A 13,982-nucleotide genomic window follows, 5' to 3' on the forward strand; every position below is an offset into this window, starting at 1 on the left:
GCCCGTCCGAAATTGCCGTAACTCCAGCAAACTGCAGCGGCCGTTGCCGTTTGTCCGAATCTCGGGTAAAACCCTCTGCGATTTCGACGGGAGCGGTTAGGCATGGCTAAAGCTAAAAAAATCTGGGTCAATTTGGCCAGTGCAGGGGCGGCATTGTTGTTGGGGATTAGCGGCCTGGGCTACGCCTGGTTGCATAGTTCGTTGCCGGCGCTGGATGGCGAGCGCCGCTTGCCGCAGTTGGCGGCGCCGGCGGCGGTCGCAACCGACCTGCACGGTATTCCGTCGATTCATGCCGCTAGTCGGACCGACGCGGTGCGGGTGCTGGGTTATGTCACCGCCCGCGACCGTTTGTTTCAAATGGATTTGATGCGGCGTAAGAATGCCGGCCGGTTGGCCGAAGTCTTCGGCGACAAGGCCTTCGACAGCGACAAGCAGGCCCGGATTTACGGTTTTAAGCTCCGCGCCGGCCGCGTTTTTGCGGCATTGCCGGTCACGCACCGCGAGTATTTGCAAGCTTACGCCGACGGGGTCAACAGCTATCTGATGCAAGCCAGGGTGTTACCGTTCGAGTTCGGCGCCCTCGGTTACAGTCCGGAGCTCTGGCAGGCCGAGGATTGCTTGCTGATGATGTTCGGCATGTTCGAAACGCTGACCGCGCGCGCCGAGCAGAGCGAGCGGATGTTGAGCGTGATGCAACGCAGCTTGCCTGCGGCCGCCGTCGCTTTTTTCACGCCGGATACCGACCGCTATACCGATCAACTATTGCAAGCGGGAGCCTCTTTGCGGCCGTCGCAGCCGGTGCCCGCCGCAATCTTGCAGCCGTTGTTGGCGCAGAGTGGAAGGGTTGGGCCGCAATTGGCCGACGCCGCTGCCGGCGAAAGCCTGGCCGGCTCCAATGCCTGGGCGGTCAGCGGCCGCAAAACCGCGGACGGTCGGGCAATTTTGGCCAACGACATGCATTTGAGCATCAACGTCCCCAATATCTGGTACCGGATCGAGCTGGCGTATCCGGGCGTGGAAGCGGTCGGCGTCAACTTGCCCGGTACGCCATTTCTGATCGCCGGTAGCAACCGCTATTTGGCCTGGGGGGTGACCAATCTCGGCGGCGATTTTCTGGATTTGGTCCAACTCGAAACCGATCCGGAGCATGCCGGACAGTACCGCGACGGCGACGGCTGGCGCGCTTTCGAGCAACGCCGGGAGACGATTCGAATCAAAGGCGGCGGCGAACGCGAATTGGTGGTCCGCGAAACTCGCTGGGGCCCGGTCGCGGATAAGCCTTTGCTGGGCCGGGCGGTCGCGATTCGCTGGGCGGCGCTGGACACGGAAGCGGTCAATACCGAATGGCTGGAATTGGAGCAGAGCCAAAACTTCGAGCAGGCCTTGGCCATCGCCAACCGCGCCGGTGTGCCGCAGCTGAACGTGCTGTTTGCCGATAACGGCGGCCGGATCGCCTGGACCCTGACCGGCAAAATTCCGTTGCGCTTCGGCGGCGACGGTTCGGTCAGCACCTCCTGGGCCGACGGCAACACCGGTTGGAGCGGCTATTTGCCGCCGGAACGGATGCCGCGCAACCTGGACCCGGCGCAGGGCTTTCTGGCCTCGGCCAACGAGCGCCGGTTCGGCGCCGACTATCCGGTCGTGATCGGCCATCAGTTCGCCAACGGTTACCGGGCGTTCCGGATTTCGCAAAAACTGCGGCAAACGGCATTGCACGACGAATGGTCGCTATTCAATCTGCAATTGGATACCGAATCCGAGTTTTTCGGTTACTACCGGCAACTGGCCTTGCACGCGCTTAATGGTATCGATCCGGCCGCGCAAGCCGAAACGGCGGCGATTCGCGCTTATTTGCTGGCCTGGAACGGCCGTGCCGATGCCGACAGTTTGGGGTTGCCGTTATTGGTCGAGTTTCGCAAACAGCTGATCGAAGCGGTAATTCCGCCGTTTCTGGCCGCTTGCAAACAAGCCGATCCCGAGTTCAGCTACGCCTGGAATTACGTCGATACGCCGCTGCAGGCCTTGCTGAGCGCTGCCGATCCGGCCCTGTTGCCGGACGCAGCCAAATATCGGGATTGGGATGGCTTTGTCGCAGCCCAACTGCAAGCCGCTGCCGGCAAATTGTTGGCGCGCAATCCCGGCAAAAAATTGGCCGATCTGACCTGGGGTTCGCAGAACAAGGCCGCGTATGCGCATCCGTTCAGTAAGGCGATGCCGTTTCTGGCGGCGTTTTTGAACATGCCGGAGCAGACGCTGGCCGGTTGCACCGGATATTGCGTCCGGGTGGCCGGCGCCAATTTTGCCGCCAGCGAGCGCTTGGTGGTCTCGCCGGGGCATTGGCAAGACGGCATTCTGCATATGCCCGGCGGCCAGTCCGGTCATCCGCTGTCCGAGTTTTATATGGACCAGCAGCCGTATTGGTTGCAGGGGGTGCCCTTGGCGTTGCAAGCGGGCGATGCCGAATACCGGTGGACGCTGAAACCGTAAGCGTTGTATTCCTTCCGGCAGGCGGCTTCGATCGTCGGCCCATTGCTAATGCCGGCGAGCTAAACCCTGGGGCCAATCCCACAAACGCCGATGCCTCGCTATACTTCCGGTCGGCTGACAGTGACCGTTTTGTGAGGGATACGGGTATTTTTGATTATCGGTTTATAGCTAACGCTTTTTTACGGTACTCTGAAGCCGTTTTGCTGCCTTAACCGGCTTTCTTTTAACACTACTGTGACTTCCCGAGAAATATTCGTAAGTATGTTCAACCGCAAACTCCAACGATCCGGCTTTACCTTAATCGAGGCACTGATTGCCACCGCGATCGTCGGCATCCTGACGGCGATTGCCGTTCCGGCTTATAACGGCTATATCGACCGGACCCGAAATTCGTTGGCGATCAGCGAGATCATGGCCATCCAGACCGAGATTGAGCGCTATTACACCCGCGAATTCCGCTATCCGGACTCGCTGGCAGCTTTAGGCACCGCCTTGCCCAATGGCGGCATCGATCCCTGGGGCAAGGCCTATGTCTATCTGAATATCGTTAACGGCGATCCGGGCGTGATGGGCGATGTCCGCAAAGACGGCGCCTTGAATCCGATCAATACCAACTACGATTTGTACAGCATGGGCAAAAACGGCGTGACCAAACCACGAATCAGCCAGAAAGACAGTGTGGACGACATCATTATTGCCCGCGACGGCGCATTTGTCGGTTTGGCGGCCGATTTTTGAGTTAGCGGCGATGAACTGGACGCTGCCGATTTTCAATAGTAAGGTGGCGCGGCGGATTTTACTGTCGTTCGTCCTGGCGGCGCTGATACCAATCCTGCTGTTGGGCGGACTATCCTACCGCCAGGTCGAAACCCAGCTGCGCGGCCAAACCGGCAAAGCCTTGCAGCGCAGTTGTAAGGATTACGCTTACGGCCTGATCGGCCGCTTGATCTTTTTGGACAAGTCGCTACGCATAGCCGCCATGCGGCTGGAGCAAGCCGGCGATAATGGCGGCGGCGCGGCAATCGGCGAGGAACATCGACAATGGTTACAAGGCCAGTTTGCCGAAGCGGTGTTGCTAGGCCCGAACGGGGCAACGCTTTCCCCAGCTGCCGATGCCGGCGAGGTTCCGGAACTCGGCGAGCAAGAGCTGAAGTTAGTCGGGGCCGGCAAGACCTTCATCGGAGCGGCCGCGAACCGGAGCGGCAGCTACAGCTTGTGGATGGCCGTCAATCTGGTCGAAAACCGCCCGGAAGCTGGGATCTTGATGGTGGAATTAAAGCCGGAACAATTGTGGGAAGCGGAAAACATCGATCCGAACAATCTGTTATGGATCATGGATGCCGCCAGCCGCCAGCTATTGTTCGCATCGGAGCCGGAGTACGGGCTGCCGGCCGACGCCAGAGACCGGCTGGCACAGCTCAACAGCGACCAATTCGATTGGCAAATCGGTAACGAAACCTATTTGACCGCCTCCTGGAAGTTGCCGGTCGGCAATTTGTTTGCCGGTTCCGATCTGGTCATCGTCCAAAGCCAGCCGGCTGCGGTGGCGTTCGCCGGCATGCGCCAATTCAGAGAGATTTACCCGCCGGTGACGGCGCTGGCGTTGCTGGTGGTCATTTATCTAAGTATGCGTATGATCGGCAAGTACCTGACGCCGCTGGCCAGCCTGAAAGCCGCCACACAGGACATTGCCGCGGGCAATTTCGACACCAGGGTCCTGATCGATAGCCGGGACGAGTTCGAAACCCTGGCCGATTCGTTCAATGCCATGACCCAACGCTTGCGCGGTCAATTCGATCTGCTCGAGGCCATGGCCGAAATCGACCGCACCATTCTGTCGGCCTTGAACGCCGGGGACATTATCGAAATCGTATTGAACCGCCTGCCCGGCATCCTCGGCTGCGAGATGATCGCGATAGCCGATATCGACCCGGTACACTTGGCGCTCGGCAATATCCGCGTCCGTAGCGGCGGTCAAGCGGTCGAGCTGTCGCAAGAGCCTTTGTTTCTGGAGCAGCAGGATTTTACCGGATTGCTCGAAGCCGGCATCCAGCTCCTGGCGCTCGAACCGAACCGGCCGGCGCCGTCGGCCTATCTGCAACGTTTGCGCGGCGAGGGGGCTTGGCAATATCTGATCGTGCCGGTGGCGATCAACGGTGCTCTGGCGGCCTTGCTTTGCTTGGGATACAAGGCGCCGAACACTATTTCGGCCGAGGCCAGACAAGCCGCGGCCGATTTTGCCGACCGCATCGCCGTGGCCTTGTCGAATGCGGCCTGGGAAGAAAAGCTTTACCGGCAGGCGCATTACGATCCTTTGACCGATTTGCCCAATCGACTGGTGTTGCACGACCGGCTGCAACAGGAGTTGGATAGAGCCCGGCGCGACGAGTCGCAGGTTGCGGTGTTTTTCCTTGATCTGGACCGGTTCAAGAATATCAACGATTCGCTCGGCCACACGGCCGGCGACGAGTTGCTGGCGCAGGCGGCGCGGATTTTTTTGCAATGCGTACGCAAAACCGATTTGGTCGTCAGGATGGGCGGCGACGAATTTGTGATCGTGCTGTCCGATTTGCATCAGCACGGCAACCCGGCCGGCTTCGTCACGACCATCGCCGAGAAGATACTGGCTGCGATACAGCGCACCCTGGTCGTCGCCGGATTGCCGGTCAAGATCGGCACCAGTCTCGGCATCGCCATGTTCCCCGGTGACGCCGACAATGTCGAAGACTTGCTGAAAAATGCCGACGCCGCAATGTACCACGCCAAAAGCGAGGGCCGCGGCGTGTTCCGGTTTTACTCGCCGGAACTGAATGCCGCCGCGTTGGAAAATATCAAACTCGAACACGAGTTGCGCGAGGCCGTTTCCCGCCAGGAATTACTGGTTTACTACCAGCCCAAGGTCGACTGGAACGGTCGCATCGTCGGCGCCGAAGCCTTGATTCGTTGGCAGCATGCCGAATTGGGCATGGTCTCGCCGGCCAAATTCATTCCATTGGCGGAGCAGACCGGCTTGATTGTCGAAATCAGCGATTGGGTGCTGGAACAGGCCTGCCTGTGGGTCAAATTCTGCCATCAGCAAGGCTTCGAGCCATTGCGGGTTTCCGTCAACCTGTCCGCTATCGATTTCAAACGGTCCGACCTGGTGGAAAAGGTGGCGGCGGTTTTGCACTCGACCGGCATCGATCCGTGTTGGCTGGAGTTGGAATTGACCGAGTCGGTCGTGATCGGCGATGTGGCAAGCTGCGTCGCGAGAATGCAGCAATTGAAAGACCTGGGCTTGACTCTGTCGATGGACGATTTCGGTACCGGCTTTTCGTCTTTGTCTTATCTGAAGCAATTGCCGCTGGACGTGTTGAAAATCGACCAGTCCTTCGTCCGCCAGCTCGATACCGACGACAGCAGCGAGGCTATCGTCCGGGCGATTTTGGCCCTGGCCGACGGCTTGGGGATGGAGACGATTGCCGAGGGCGTCGAAAACCAGCAACAGGTGGATTTTCTGAAGCAACAGCACTGCGCGTTGTTTCAAGGCTATCTCTACAGTCGGCCGTTGCCTGCCAACGAGTTTCTGCGTAGTTTGCAAAGTGGCGTCGGGCGTACCGAGCCGGAAGGCACGTTGACCGGCTAGGCGTTTACCGCCGCGTTGGCGGCGCACGCAATGTACCGAGTCTATGGCAGAATGCCGATATCGCGATTTTCCCTAGAGAGTATTTTTATGCCGCTATCCAGACTCCTACCGATTTTATGCAGCGTTATGCTGGCATCTTGCGCCGAGACGCCGGAGCTGCCGCCACCGGTCCCGCCGACGCAGTTGACCTTGCAAATCAATGCCGGCAAGCAATTGAATCCGGATGCAGCCGGCAAAGCCTCGCCGGTATTGCTGCGGATTTACGAACTGCGCGAACAGAGCGGTTTCGCCGCCGCGGATTTCTTTACCTTGTTCGATAAGGAGCAGCTGGCTCTAGGTGGCGACTTGCTGCGCAAGCAGGAATTGCTGATCAAGCCCGGCGAACAGAAAACCTTGCCGATCGAGCCCGCCGCAGACACGCGCAAGATCGGTTTCTTCGCGGCCTTCCGCAAACTGGATGACGCGCAATGGCGGGCGTTGGCGCCGTTGGTCTTGCACCAAAACAACACCGTTACCTTGGAGATGGACCGCAATGTGCTTGGCGCCAAGGCCAGCGCAGTCGAGCCGACACCGGCGACGCCCGCAGAGCCTTGAGTCGTCGGCCCGCGCAAAGTGCGGGGAAATGGGCTGAAGCCGGGCGGGCTTGAAGCGAGCGCGCTCCGGCCGACTTTATTAAACTATGTTAAGCAATCCATTCCGCTGCGGCATATCGCTTATTTTTTCGGGCCGAATCGGCCGAGAAATTTTCCCAAGATTACTAAGGCCTTGTTCGGACAGGTGTTGATGCCGATCTGGCACGAGTTTTGGTTGCTTCCGGCCATCGCTTCGCTTGGCCGGGACCATGAGCACTATTCTTGATATTTCCGATCTGATCAAAACCTACGACGACGAATTGCGCCGAGTCATGTTCAGGCGTTGCGGCTGTTTGGACACGGCGGGCGACATCGTCCAGGAAACCTATCAGCGCATGCTGGCCGGCGACTTGTGGCGCCAGGCGGAGAATCCGCGCGCCTTGCTGCACCGAATCGCCGCCAATCTGGCGACCGATTACGAACGCCGCCGCCAGGTGCGCGAGCAGTATGCGCATTACGAAGACGGCGCAGAGGCCGATTCCGGCGTCGACAGTACGGCCGATCCGGAACAAATCAACGCCGCCCGCGAACGTTTGCACCGGCTGATTTCTGCGGTAGAACGGCTGCCGCCGAAATGCCGCACGGTGTTCGTCATGCGTAAATACGACGGCCTGAGCCATGCCGAGATCGCCGAGCGTTTGGGGATCTCGCGCAATATGGTCGAAAAACATCTGCGCAACGCATTGGCGGCATTGCAGGACTGCGACGACTAGCGGCCTTCCTGTTTTTGCGCCAGCGCGCGTCCTATAATGGCAACGCTTCCACCATGATGCCGCCGATGAACATATCCGCTCCCCAACCGCTAGTGCGCGACCGCCTCCTGCAATCCCGGCGCGAGACTGCGCGATGAAAATCCCGGCATCGGTCAAGGCCGAGGCTCGCGCCTGGTGGGTCAAATTGGACGGCGCTAGCGACGATCCCGCGCTGCTGGCCGAATTCGAGCGCTGGCTGGCCGCCGACGCCGCCCACGCGGAAGCCTATCGCCGGTTGCAGCAGTTGTGGAGCGATCTGGCGGAAGTCGAGCCGGGTTTGGGTCCGGTGGCGGCCGATTTGCCGCTCCAGCCGCCAAAACCGGTTTCGGCGAAAATCCGGCAGCGAGCCCGGTTACCGTTGGCGTTGGCGGCGAGTTTGGCACTGTGGTGGTTGAGCCCGTTGTCCCTGGGTTTGCGCGCCGACTTTCATACCGGTTTCGGCGAAGTGCGCGATATTGCCCTCAGCGACGGTTCCGCCGTGCATTTGAACGGCAACAGCGCGCTGCTGGTTCAATTCGGCGCCGGCCAGCGCCGATTGACGCTGCTGCGCGGCGAAGCGCTGTTCGAAGTCAGTCCCGACCCGGCCAGACCGTTTCAAGTGCAGGCCGGCGACGGCCTGATCACCGCGTTGGGCACCGCATTCAACGTGCGTGTCGACGGCGACAATGTCGAGGTTGGTGTCACCGAGCACAGTGTCGCCCTCGATGTGCAACGCGGCTCGGGCCGCCAGCACGGCGTGCTGGCGGAGGGCGAGCAGGCGATGTTTAGCCGGGAAGCCGGGATAGGCCCGGCGAGTGCCGTCGACCAGCTGGCCGCCACGGCCTGGCGCCGCGGCAAGCTGGTATTCGAAAACCGGCCGCTCGGCGATGTCGTCGCCGAGTTGAACCGCTACCACCGCGGTTTATTGCTGATCGGCGATGCGGCGCTCGCCGAACGCCGGGTCAGCGGCGTATTTCGTACCGACCAGCCGCTGGCAGTACTGGCCGCACTGGAATCTTCTCTACACATTCGTTCCTCCCGCCTCGGCGACTATTTGATTCTGCTACACCGGTAACCGGCGGCGTTTTCTGCGGCGGATTGCGGTTTTTGCGTTTCCTCACCTCCTGTTTTCGGCTGCTAGTGCGTCAAAAGCAGTATCAGCCATCCGATAACAACCTTAGAGGGAAATGCATGATCGTTAGAACCACGAAGAGATGCGCCGGCCGCGGATTGAAAAACCAGGTTGCGGCTTGGGCGCTGGGGGTTGGCCTTGCGGCTTCGCTGGCCCACGCCGACAGTGCCGCCCGGCCGTTCGACATACCGGCAGGCGCCTTGGCAACGGCCTTGAACCGGCTGGCCGAAAGCGCCGGCCTGCAACTGGTTTATGATGCCTCGATCGCCGCAGGCCTGAGCAGCCGGCCGCTACGCGGCAGTTACACACCGGAAGCGGCGCTGCAACTCTTGCTGCGCGATAGCGGTTTGAGTTACCGCATTGCCGAAAACGGCAACGTGGTGATCGAAAAACAGGCTTTGAATTACCGGCCGGACCCGGCCGCATTGCCGGCGGTCAACGTGGTCGGTAACAGAGCTTACGATCCGAACAATCCGTTCAACCAGCTATATGCGGTGCCGAACGCGTCCACCGCGACCAAGACCAATATTGCGATCATGGACACGCCGGTCTCGGTCCAAGTCGTGCCCCGCGCGATTTTGAACGACCAGCAGGCGGTCCGCTTCGAGGATGCCGTGATCAATAACGTCAGCGGCGTGCAACGCGCCTACGGTACCGCCGATATGTACGAAAGCTTTATCATCCGCGGTTTCGACTCCGGCGAACAAAACTACCGGAACGGCTTTCGGCGCTCGATGGGTAAATTCGACGTGTCGAACATGGAGCAAATCGAAGTGCTGAAAGGTCCGGCGGCGGTGCTGTACGGCCGCTTGCAGCCCGGCGGCATGGTTAATTACGTGACCAAAAAGCCGTTAGCCACGCCGTATTACGCGCTGCAGCAGCAATTCGGCTCGTTCAGCGAGTACCGCACCACCGTCGATGCCACCGGGCCGCTGGATAGTGCAAAAACCCTACTCTACCGCTTTAACGGCGCCTACGATAGCGGCGAGTCGTTTCGCGACATCGTCGATCACGAACGTATATTCATCGCCCCTTCGCTGACCTGGCGGCCGAACGACCGCTTCGAGGCCAACCTGGACATCGAAAAGCGTCACGACAATTACATGGACGATTACGGCGTGCCGGTGCTGGACAACAGGCCGGTGGTGGGCCGGCGCAATTTGTTCACCGGCGATCCGGCGTTTCGGCCGCGCCAGGACAATACCCTGGTTTACGCCGACTGGAGCTTCAAATTCAACGACGATTGGGCGATCAAGCATAAATTCCAGTGGGACGAAACCGATATTGTCTTCGGCGGGCCGGGACCGAATGGCAAGCTGAATGCGGACGGCCGCACCTTGGGGCGCTGGGTCATTACCGGGACCTCAGAGCGGCGCTCGTATTCGACCAGTCTGGATTTGACCGGCAAATTCGAGACCTACGGCCTGAAACACAACGTGTTGGTCGGCGGCGACTGGTTTTTCTTCAACCAGGATGCGCCGGATAACATGTTTGCTTCCAGCGATTGGGGCGATCCGATCAATTCGACCTTCGATATCGACAATCCGCGCTATGACACGATCGATGTCGCCGCAGTCAACGCAATCCGGCCCAACTGGTTCTGGCGCGAGCGCGACGATTGGTACGGCGTCTATTTTCAAGACCAGATCACGCTCTGGGACAAATTGCACATCATGGGCGGCGGCCGCTACGACATGGCCGGTTACGGCGGCTTCGGCGGCACGTCCTGGGAAGCCACCAAGGACGGCTTCAGCATGCGCCACGAGGACAAATTCACGCCTCGGGTCGGCATCCTCTACCAGCCGTGGGACTGGTTGTCGGTCTACGGCAATTACGTCGAATCCTTCGGCAGTAACAACGGCCGCAATGGCTTGACCGGCGGTACCTTTCAGCCGCAATCGGCCGAGCAGTACGAAATCGGCTTCAAGACCGAGCTGTTCGATAAGCGGCTGTCGTCCACCGTGGCTTACTACCACCTGAAAAAAACCAATATGCTGACCGCCGACCTCAGCACGCCCGATCCGTTGGACCAGGTGGCGATCGGCGAAGCGCGCAGCCAGGGCATCGAGGTCGATATCAAAGGCCAACTCAGCGATAACTTCAGTCTGGTCACGACCTATGCCTATACCGACGGCCGGGTTACCAAAGACAACAACGGCACGGAAGGCAATCGTCTGTTGAACGTGCCAGAGCATCAAGCCAGCCTGTGGGGAAGCTACCAATTTACCGAGCATTTCAAGGCCGGCCTGGGCGGCGTAGTGGTCGGCAAACGCGAGGGCGACACCGCCAATAGCTTTCAGTTGCCCGGTTACACCCGGCTGGACGCGATGGCGGCTTATGTGCAGCCGATCGGCAAAACCCGCCTGACCGCGCAGGTCAATGTCTATAACTTGCTGGACAAGGAATATTTCACCGGCTCGACCTCATGGATACCGACGGCCAACGTCGGCGCGCCGATTTCGGCGATGGGCTCATTGAAGCTGGAATACTAAGTCGTTCCCAGCCTTCCTCATTGCCGTTTCCGTAGTGGCGGGGGCGGCACTTCTTTCTGCGCCACGGCTGCAAGCCTGCAACACAATGGCGCAAGGCCTGACGCTGCTTAGCCGGCTGACAATGGGATTGGACCGCGGAGGCGTTTTTCGGTGCGGTTTGCACCAGAGTGAAAACCAAATTTGGCTCGGCTTGGGGCCGAATGAATCAGAAAAGAGACCATCCTTGCCTGGATAGAAGTGTTTCGTCCACGCTTCTATCCAGGTATTCCCTGGCGTCGTTGTTTTCCATGTTCACGGGGGAGAGAACTTAACATCCTTGATGCCGCATTTTATATAACACTATTCGTGCCAATTTTGTTTGTGCTTGATTTTCTGTGTGGCCGGCGGATCGGAAGCGCGTAAATCAATCTAATCTATGTTAAATGCCATAAATAACGCCAAAATTCAGGCGATTTGCCACACTTCTTTGCGCTTGGTCTGCTTGGTCGCGCTCTGGCGGCTGCGGATCGCCGCAACGGCGACCGAATTTGTTGCACTTTTTTGGTGCCGGTGCGCTGTTTCGGATTGTCGGAAGGGAAAGCGGCTGTACGCTGTGCCGACCGGGATTCGCTATGCCACTGAATCGTGGATAATAACCAGCCTGTTGATTATCTGGCATCGCTTGTGAACCACTTTCGTCATCCGGCACGCTATCGCTTTCCGTCTCCTCGCCGGTCCAAGCCGACTCTCAGTTGGCCCAGGCGCTTGAAACGTCTGGCAAGTGTCGCAGTGTGGTGTTTTTTGGCCAGTTCCCTGTTGCTGGTCGCGGCGCTAAGGGTTTTGCCGGCGCCGACTTCGGCCTTCATGCTGCACCAGCATATCGACGATCTGGCCGAAGGCAGGGCTTATCGGCCGATCAATCAGCATTGGGTCGGCCGCGAGCGGATTTCGGCGCATGCCTTTCATGCCGTGATCGCCTCTGAGGATCAGTTGTTCTACCAGCATAACGGCTTCGACGTCGATGCGATCGGCAAAGCTTTTCAGCAATATTTACGCGGCGGCAAATTGCGCGGCGCCAGCACGATTAGCCAGCAAGTGGCGAAAAACCTGTTTCTGAGCCCGGCGAAACACTTCGTGCGCAAGGGCTTGGAGATCTGGTTTACCGTACTGATAGAGGCGCTGTGGGACAAACAGCGGATTTTGGAGGTGTATCTGAACATCGCCGAATTCGGCGATCACCTGTTCGGTATCGAGGCCGCCAGTCGGCATTACTTCGGTATTCCGGCCCGGCAGTTGTCGGCGGCGCAAGCGGCATTGCTTGCTGCCACGCTGCCGAATCCGATCTTGCTCAAGGCCGACCAACCCAGCGCTTATGTGCTGAAACGGCAGAGCTGGATTCTCGGCCAGATGCGAAACTTGACCGATTGAGAGATTGCTGGATCAGTCCGAATCGTCTTCCGGCTCTGCCGCGTCGGCTGCGGTGGAATGGCCGGTGTCGCTGATCAATTGTTTCAGGTATTTGTAGAGCAGGCGCGCCGACTTCGGCGGTTTGGCGTCCTTGGCTTCTTTCAGCGCGTTGCGTTGCAGTTGGCGCAGATGCTGGGTATCGGCCTCCGGAAATTCCGACACCAGTTGCGTCAGCGCGGCATTGCCGGCTTCGCTCAGCAGTTGGTCGCGCCAGCGCTCGGCCTGGTGGTGTTCGCGCACGCCGTGGGCGCTGCGGTTTTTCAAGCGCGCCAGCTTTTCCCGGATCGCGTCGACATCCAATTCGCGCATCTGACCGGTGATGTACTTTAACAGGCGCTTTTTCGCCGCATTGCGGCCCATCTTGCCGGCGTCGCATAGCGCTTTCTCGATGTTCTCCGGCAATTCGAACTCGGCGATGTGGGCCGGTGCCAACGCACTGATTTCTTCCGCCATGGCGAAAATCGCCGCAATCTCTTTTTTGATGCGGGTCTTGTTGGGCCGGACCGCGTAATATTCGACTTCGTCCTCTTCCTCGACTTCGTCGTCGTAGGCAAATTGGGTGCGGTCGTCGTAGCCGTCGTCCTCGAAATCGTCTTCGTCTTCGAATTCTGCGTCGTCGTAATCTTCGTGTTTCATGTCAAACCATCGATATTAAAAACAGGACGAACATTGCCACCGCAAGCAGCGGCACGATCACCCCCGGCCAATCGGACGGACTGTTTTTGCTGCGCTCTATCGCGGCTTTGACGCCGGGTCGCATCCAGAACAGGATCAGCAGGGCCAAGAGACCCAGCAGCAGATTTTCCCAGGGTGATTCCATAACGTGTTCGCCAGTCGGGTCCTGCGGCTTAGCCGCCGAATAATTGGTGGTCGATCAAATCGCACAGGCAGTGCGAGATCAGTAAATGCACTTCCTGAATCCTGGCCGTCGAATCGGACGGCACCCGGATCTCGATATCGGTCTCGTTCAACACGCCGGCCAGAGCGCCGCCGTCCTTCCCGCTCAGCGCGATGACGGTCATGTCGCGATCATGGGCGACTTTGACGGCCTTGACGATATTGCCGGAATTGCCGCTGCTGGTGTAGACCAGCAGGATGTCGCCGGCCTGACCCAGCGCCCGCAATTGTTTGGCGAACACTTCGTCGTAGTGGTAATCGTTGGCGATGGAAGTGATGGTCGAGGTGTCGGTGGTCAAGGCGATCGCCGGTAGCGCCGGCCGTTCGCGTTCGAAGCGGTTCAGCATTTCCGAGGAAAAGTGCTGGGCGTCGCCGGCCGAGCCGCCGTTACCGCAGGTCAGCACTTTCCGGTCGTTGACCAAGGCTTCGACGATTTTCTGCGAGGCGAATTCGATCAGTTCGCACAAGCTGGCCATCGCATTCTGCTTGGTTTGAATACTGTCGGAAAAATGGGCGATGATGCGGTCTTGTAAGCTCATA

12 protein-coding genes are annotated in these 13,982 nt (G+C 59.2%); 8 read left to right on the forward strand and 4 right to left on the reverse strand.

Annotated features, from left to right (window positions below; all coding sequences use genetic code 11):
* Window positions 1–102: 102 nt before the first annotated feature.
* The 7 genes from AC0IM9_RS09945 (at window position 103) to AC0IM9_RS09975 (ending at window position 11,099) form a co-directional block, all read left to right on the forward strand.
* Window positions 103–2,487, forward strand: a complete 2,385-nt coding sequence (locus AC0IM9_RS09945) for a penicillin acylase family protein (RefSeq protein ID WP_482803890.1) — start codon at window positions 103–105, stop codon at window positions 2,485–2,487.
* 261 nt (window positions 2,488–2,748) lie between these two features.
* On the forward strand, window positions 2,749–3,225 hold the full coding sequence (locus tag AC0IM9_RS09950) for a type IV pilin protein (RefSeq protein WP_482803891.1): 477 nt from the start codon (window positions 2,749–2,751) through the stop codon (window positions 3,223–3,225).
* 10 nt (window positions 3,226–3,235) lie between these two features.
* Window positions 3,236–6,112 (forward strand): EAL domain-containing protein, encoded by a 2,877-nt coding sequence (locus tag AC0IM9_RS09955; RefSeq protein WP_482803892.1) that lies wholly within the window; start codon window positions 3,236–3,238, stop codon window positions 6,110–6,112.
* 87 nt (window positions 6,113–6,199) lie between these two features.
* Window positions 6,200–6,706 carry a type VI secretion system lipoprotein TssJ gene (tssJ, locus tag AC0IM9_RS09960; protein ID WP_482803893.1) on the forward strand — a complete coding sequence of 169 codons (507 nt, stop codon included), beginning with the start codon at window positions 6,200–6,202 and terminating at the stop codon, window positions 6,704–6,706.
* Between the two features lie 247 nt (window positions 6,707–6,953).
* On the forward strand, window positions 6,954–7,457 hold the full coding sequence (locus AC0IM9_RS09965; protein ID WP_140913478.1) for an RNA polymerase sigma factor: 504 nt from the start codon (window positions 6,954–6,956) through the stop codon (window positions 7,455–7,457).
* Between the two features lie 133 nt (window positions 7,458–7,590).
* Window positions 7,591–8,550 carry a FecR family protein gene (locus tag AC0IM9_RS09970; RefSeq protein WP_482803894.1) on the forward strand — a complete coding sequence of 320 codons (960 nt, stop codon included), beginning with the start codon at window positions 7,591–7,593 and terminating at the stop codon, window positions 8,548–8,550.
* Window positions 8,551–8,666: 116 nt separating this feature from the next.
* The gene (locus AC0IM9_RS09975; RefSeq protein ID WP_482803895.1) at window positions 8,667–11,099 is read left to right on the forward strand and encodes a TonB-dependent siderophore receptor; all 2,433 of its coding nucleotides are present in this window, start codon (window positions 8,667–8,669) and stop codon (window positions 11,097–11,099) included.
* A gap of 418 nt (window positions 11,100–11,517) precedes the next feature.
* On the opposite strand, the gene AC0IM9_RS09980 is transcribed toward AC0IM9_RS09975, so the two are convergent.
* On the reverse strand, window positions 11,518–11,787 hold the full coding sequence (locus AC0IM9_RS09980) for a hypothetical protein (protein WP_482803958.1): 270 nt from the start codon (window positions 11,785–11,787) through the stop codon (window positions 11,518–11,520).
* On the opposite strand from AC0IM9_RS09980, the gene mtgA reads away from it, so the two are divergent.
* On the forward strand, window positions 11,763–12,506 hold the full coding sequence (gene mtgA / locus AC0IM9_RS09985) for a monofunctional biosynthetic peptidoglycan transglycosylase (protein ID WP_140913481.1): 744 nt from the start codon (window positions 11,763–11,765) through the stop codon (window positions 12,504–12,506). The genes AC0IM9_RS09980 and mtgA overlap by 25 nt on opposite strands.
* A 12-nt stretch (window positions 12,507–12,518) precedes the next feature.
* On the opposite strand, the gene yjgA is transcribed toward mtgA, so the two are convergent.
* Genes yjgA through AC0IM9_RS10000 form a run of 3 tightly spaced genes read right to left on the reverse strand, consistent with a single transcriptional unit; the run spans window position 12,519 to window position 13,981 of the window.
* Complete coding sequence (gene yjgA / locus AC0IM9_RS09990; protein WP_278210318.1) at window positions 12,519–13,181, reverse strand: ribosome biogenesis factor YjgA; 663 nt, start codon at window positions 13,179–13,181, stop codon at window positions 12,519–12,521.
* 1 nt (window position 13,182) lies between these two features.
* Window positions 13,183–13,365: a hypothetical protein gene (locus AC0IM9_RS09995; RefSeq protein ID WP_140913483.1), complete on the reverse strand. Its 183-nt coding sequence runs from the start codon at window positions 13,363–13,365 to the stop codon at window positions 13,183–13,185.
* 28 nt (window positions 13,366–13,393) lie between these two features.
* Window positions 13,394–13,981: a phosphoheptose isomerase gene (locus AC0IM9_RS10000; RefSeq protein ID WP_054763367.1), complete on the reverse strand. Its 588-nt coding sequence runs from the start codon at window positions 13,979–13,981 to the stop codon at window positions 13,394–13,396.
* Window position 13,982: the final 1 nt, after the last annotated feature.

Source organism: Methylomonas sp. Uni0011, assembly GCF_056850255.1.

Coding starts and splice junctions, on each gene's coding strand:
- AC0IM9_RS09970 (WP_482803894.1), top strand. CDS start 7,591: ATGAAAATCCCGGCATCGGTCAAGGCCGAGGCTCGCGCCTGGTGGGTC.
- tssJ (WP_482803893.1), top strand. CDS start 6,200: ATGCCGCTATCCAGACTCCTACCGATTTTATGCAGCGTTATGCTGGCA.
- AC0IM9_RS10000 (WP_054763367.1), bottom strand. CDS start 13,981: ATGAGCTTACAAGACCGCATCATCGCCCATTTTTCCGACAGTATTCAA.
- AC0IM9_RS09995 (WP_140913483.1), bottom strand. CDS start 13,365: ATGGAATCACCCTGGGAAAATCTGCTGCTGGGTCTCTTGGCCCTGCTG.
- AC0IM9_RS09975 (WP_482803895.1), top strand. CDS start 8,667: ATGATCGTTAGAACCACGAAGAGATGCGCCGGCCGCGGATTGAAAAAC.
- AC0IM9_RS09965 (WP_140913478.1), top strand. CDS start 6,954: ATGAGCACTATTCTTGATATTTCCGATCTGATCAAAACCTACGACGAC.
- yjgA (WP_278210318.1), bottom strand. CDS start 13,181: ATGAAACACGAAGATTACGACGACGCAGAATTCGAAGACGAAGACGAT.
- AC0IM9_RS09950 (WP_482803891.1), top strand. CDS start 2,749: ATGTTCAACCGCAAACTCCAACGATCCGGCTTTACCTTAATCGAGGCA.
- AC0IM9_RS09945 (WP_482803890.1), top strand. CDS start 103: ATGGCTAAAGCTAAAAAAATCTGGGTCAATTTGGCCAGTGCAGGGGCG.
- AC0IM9_RS09955 (WP_482803892.1), top strand. CDS start 3,236: ATGAACTGGACGCTGCCGATTTTCAATAGTAAGGTGGCGCGGCGGATT.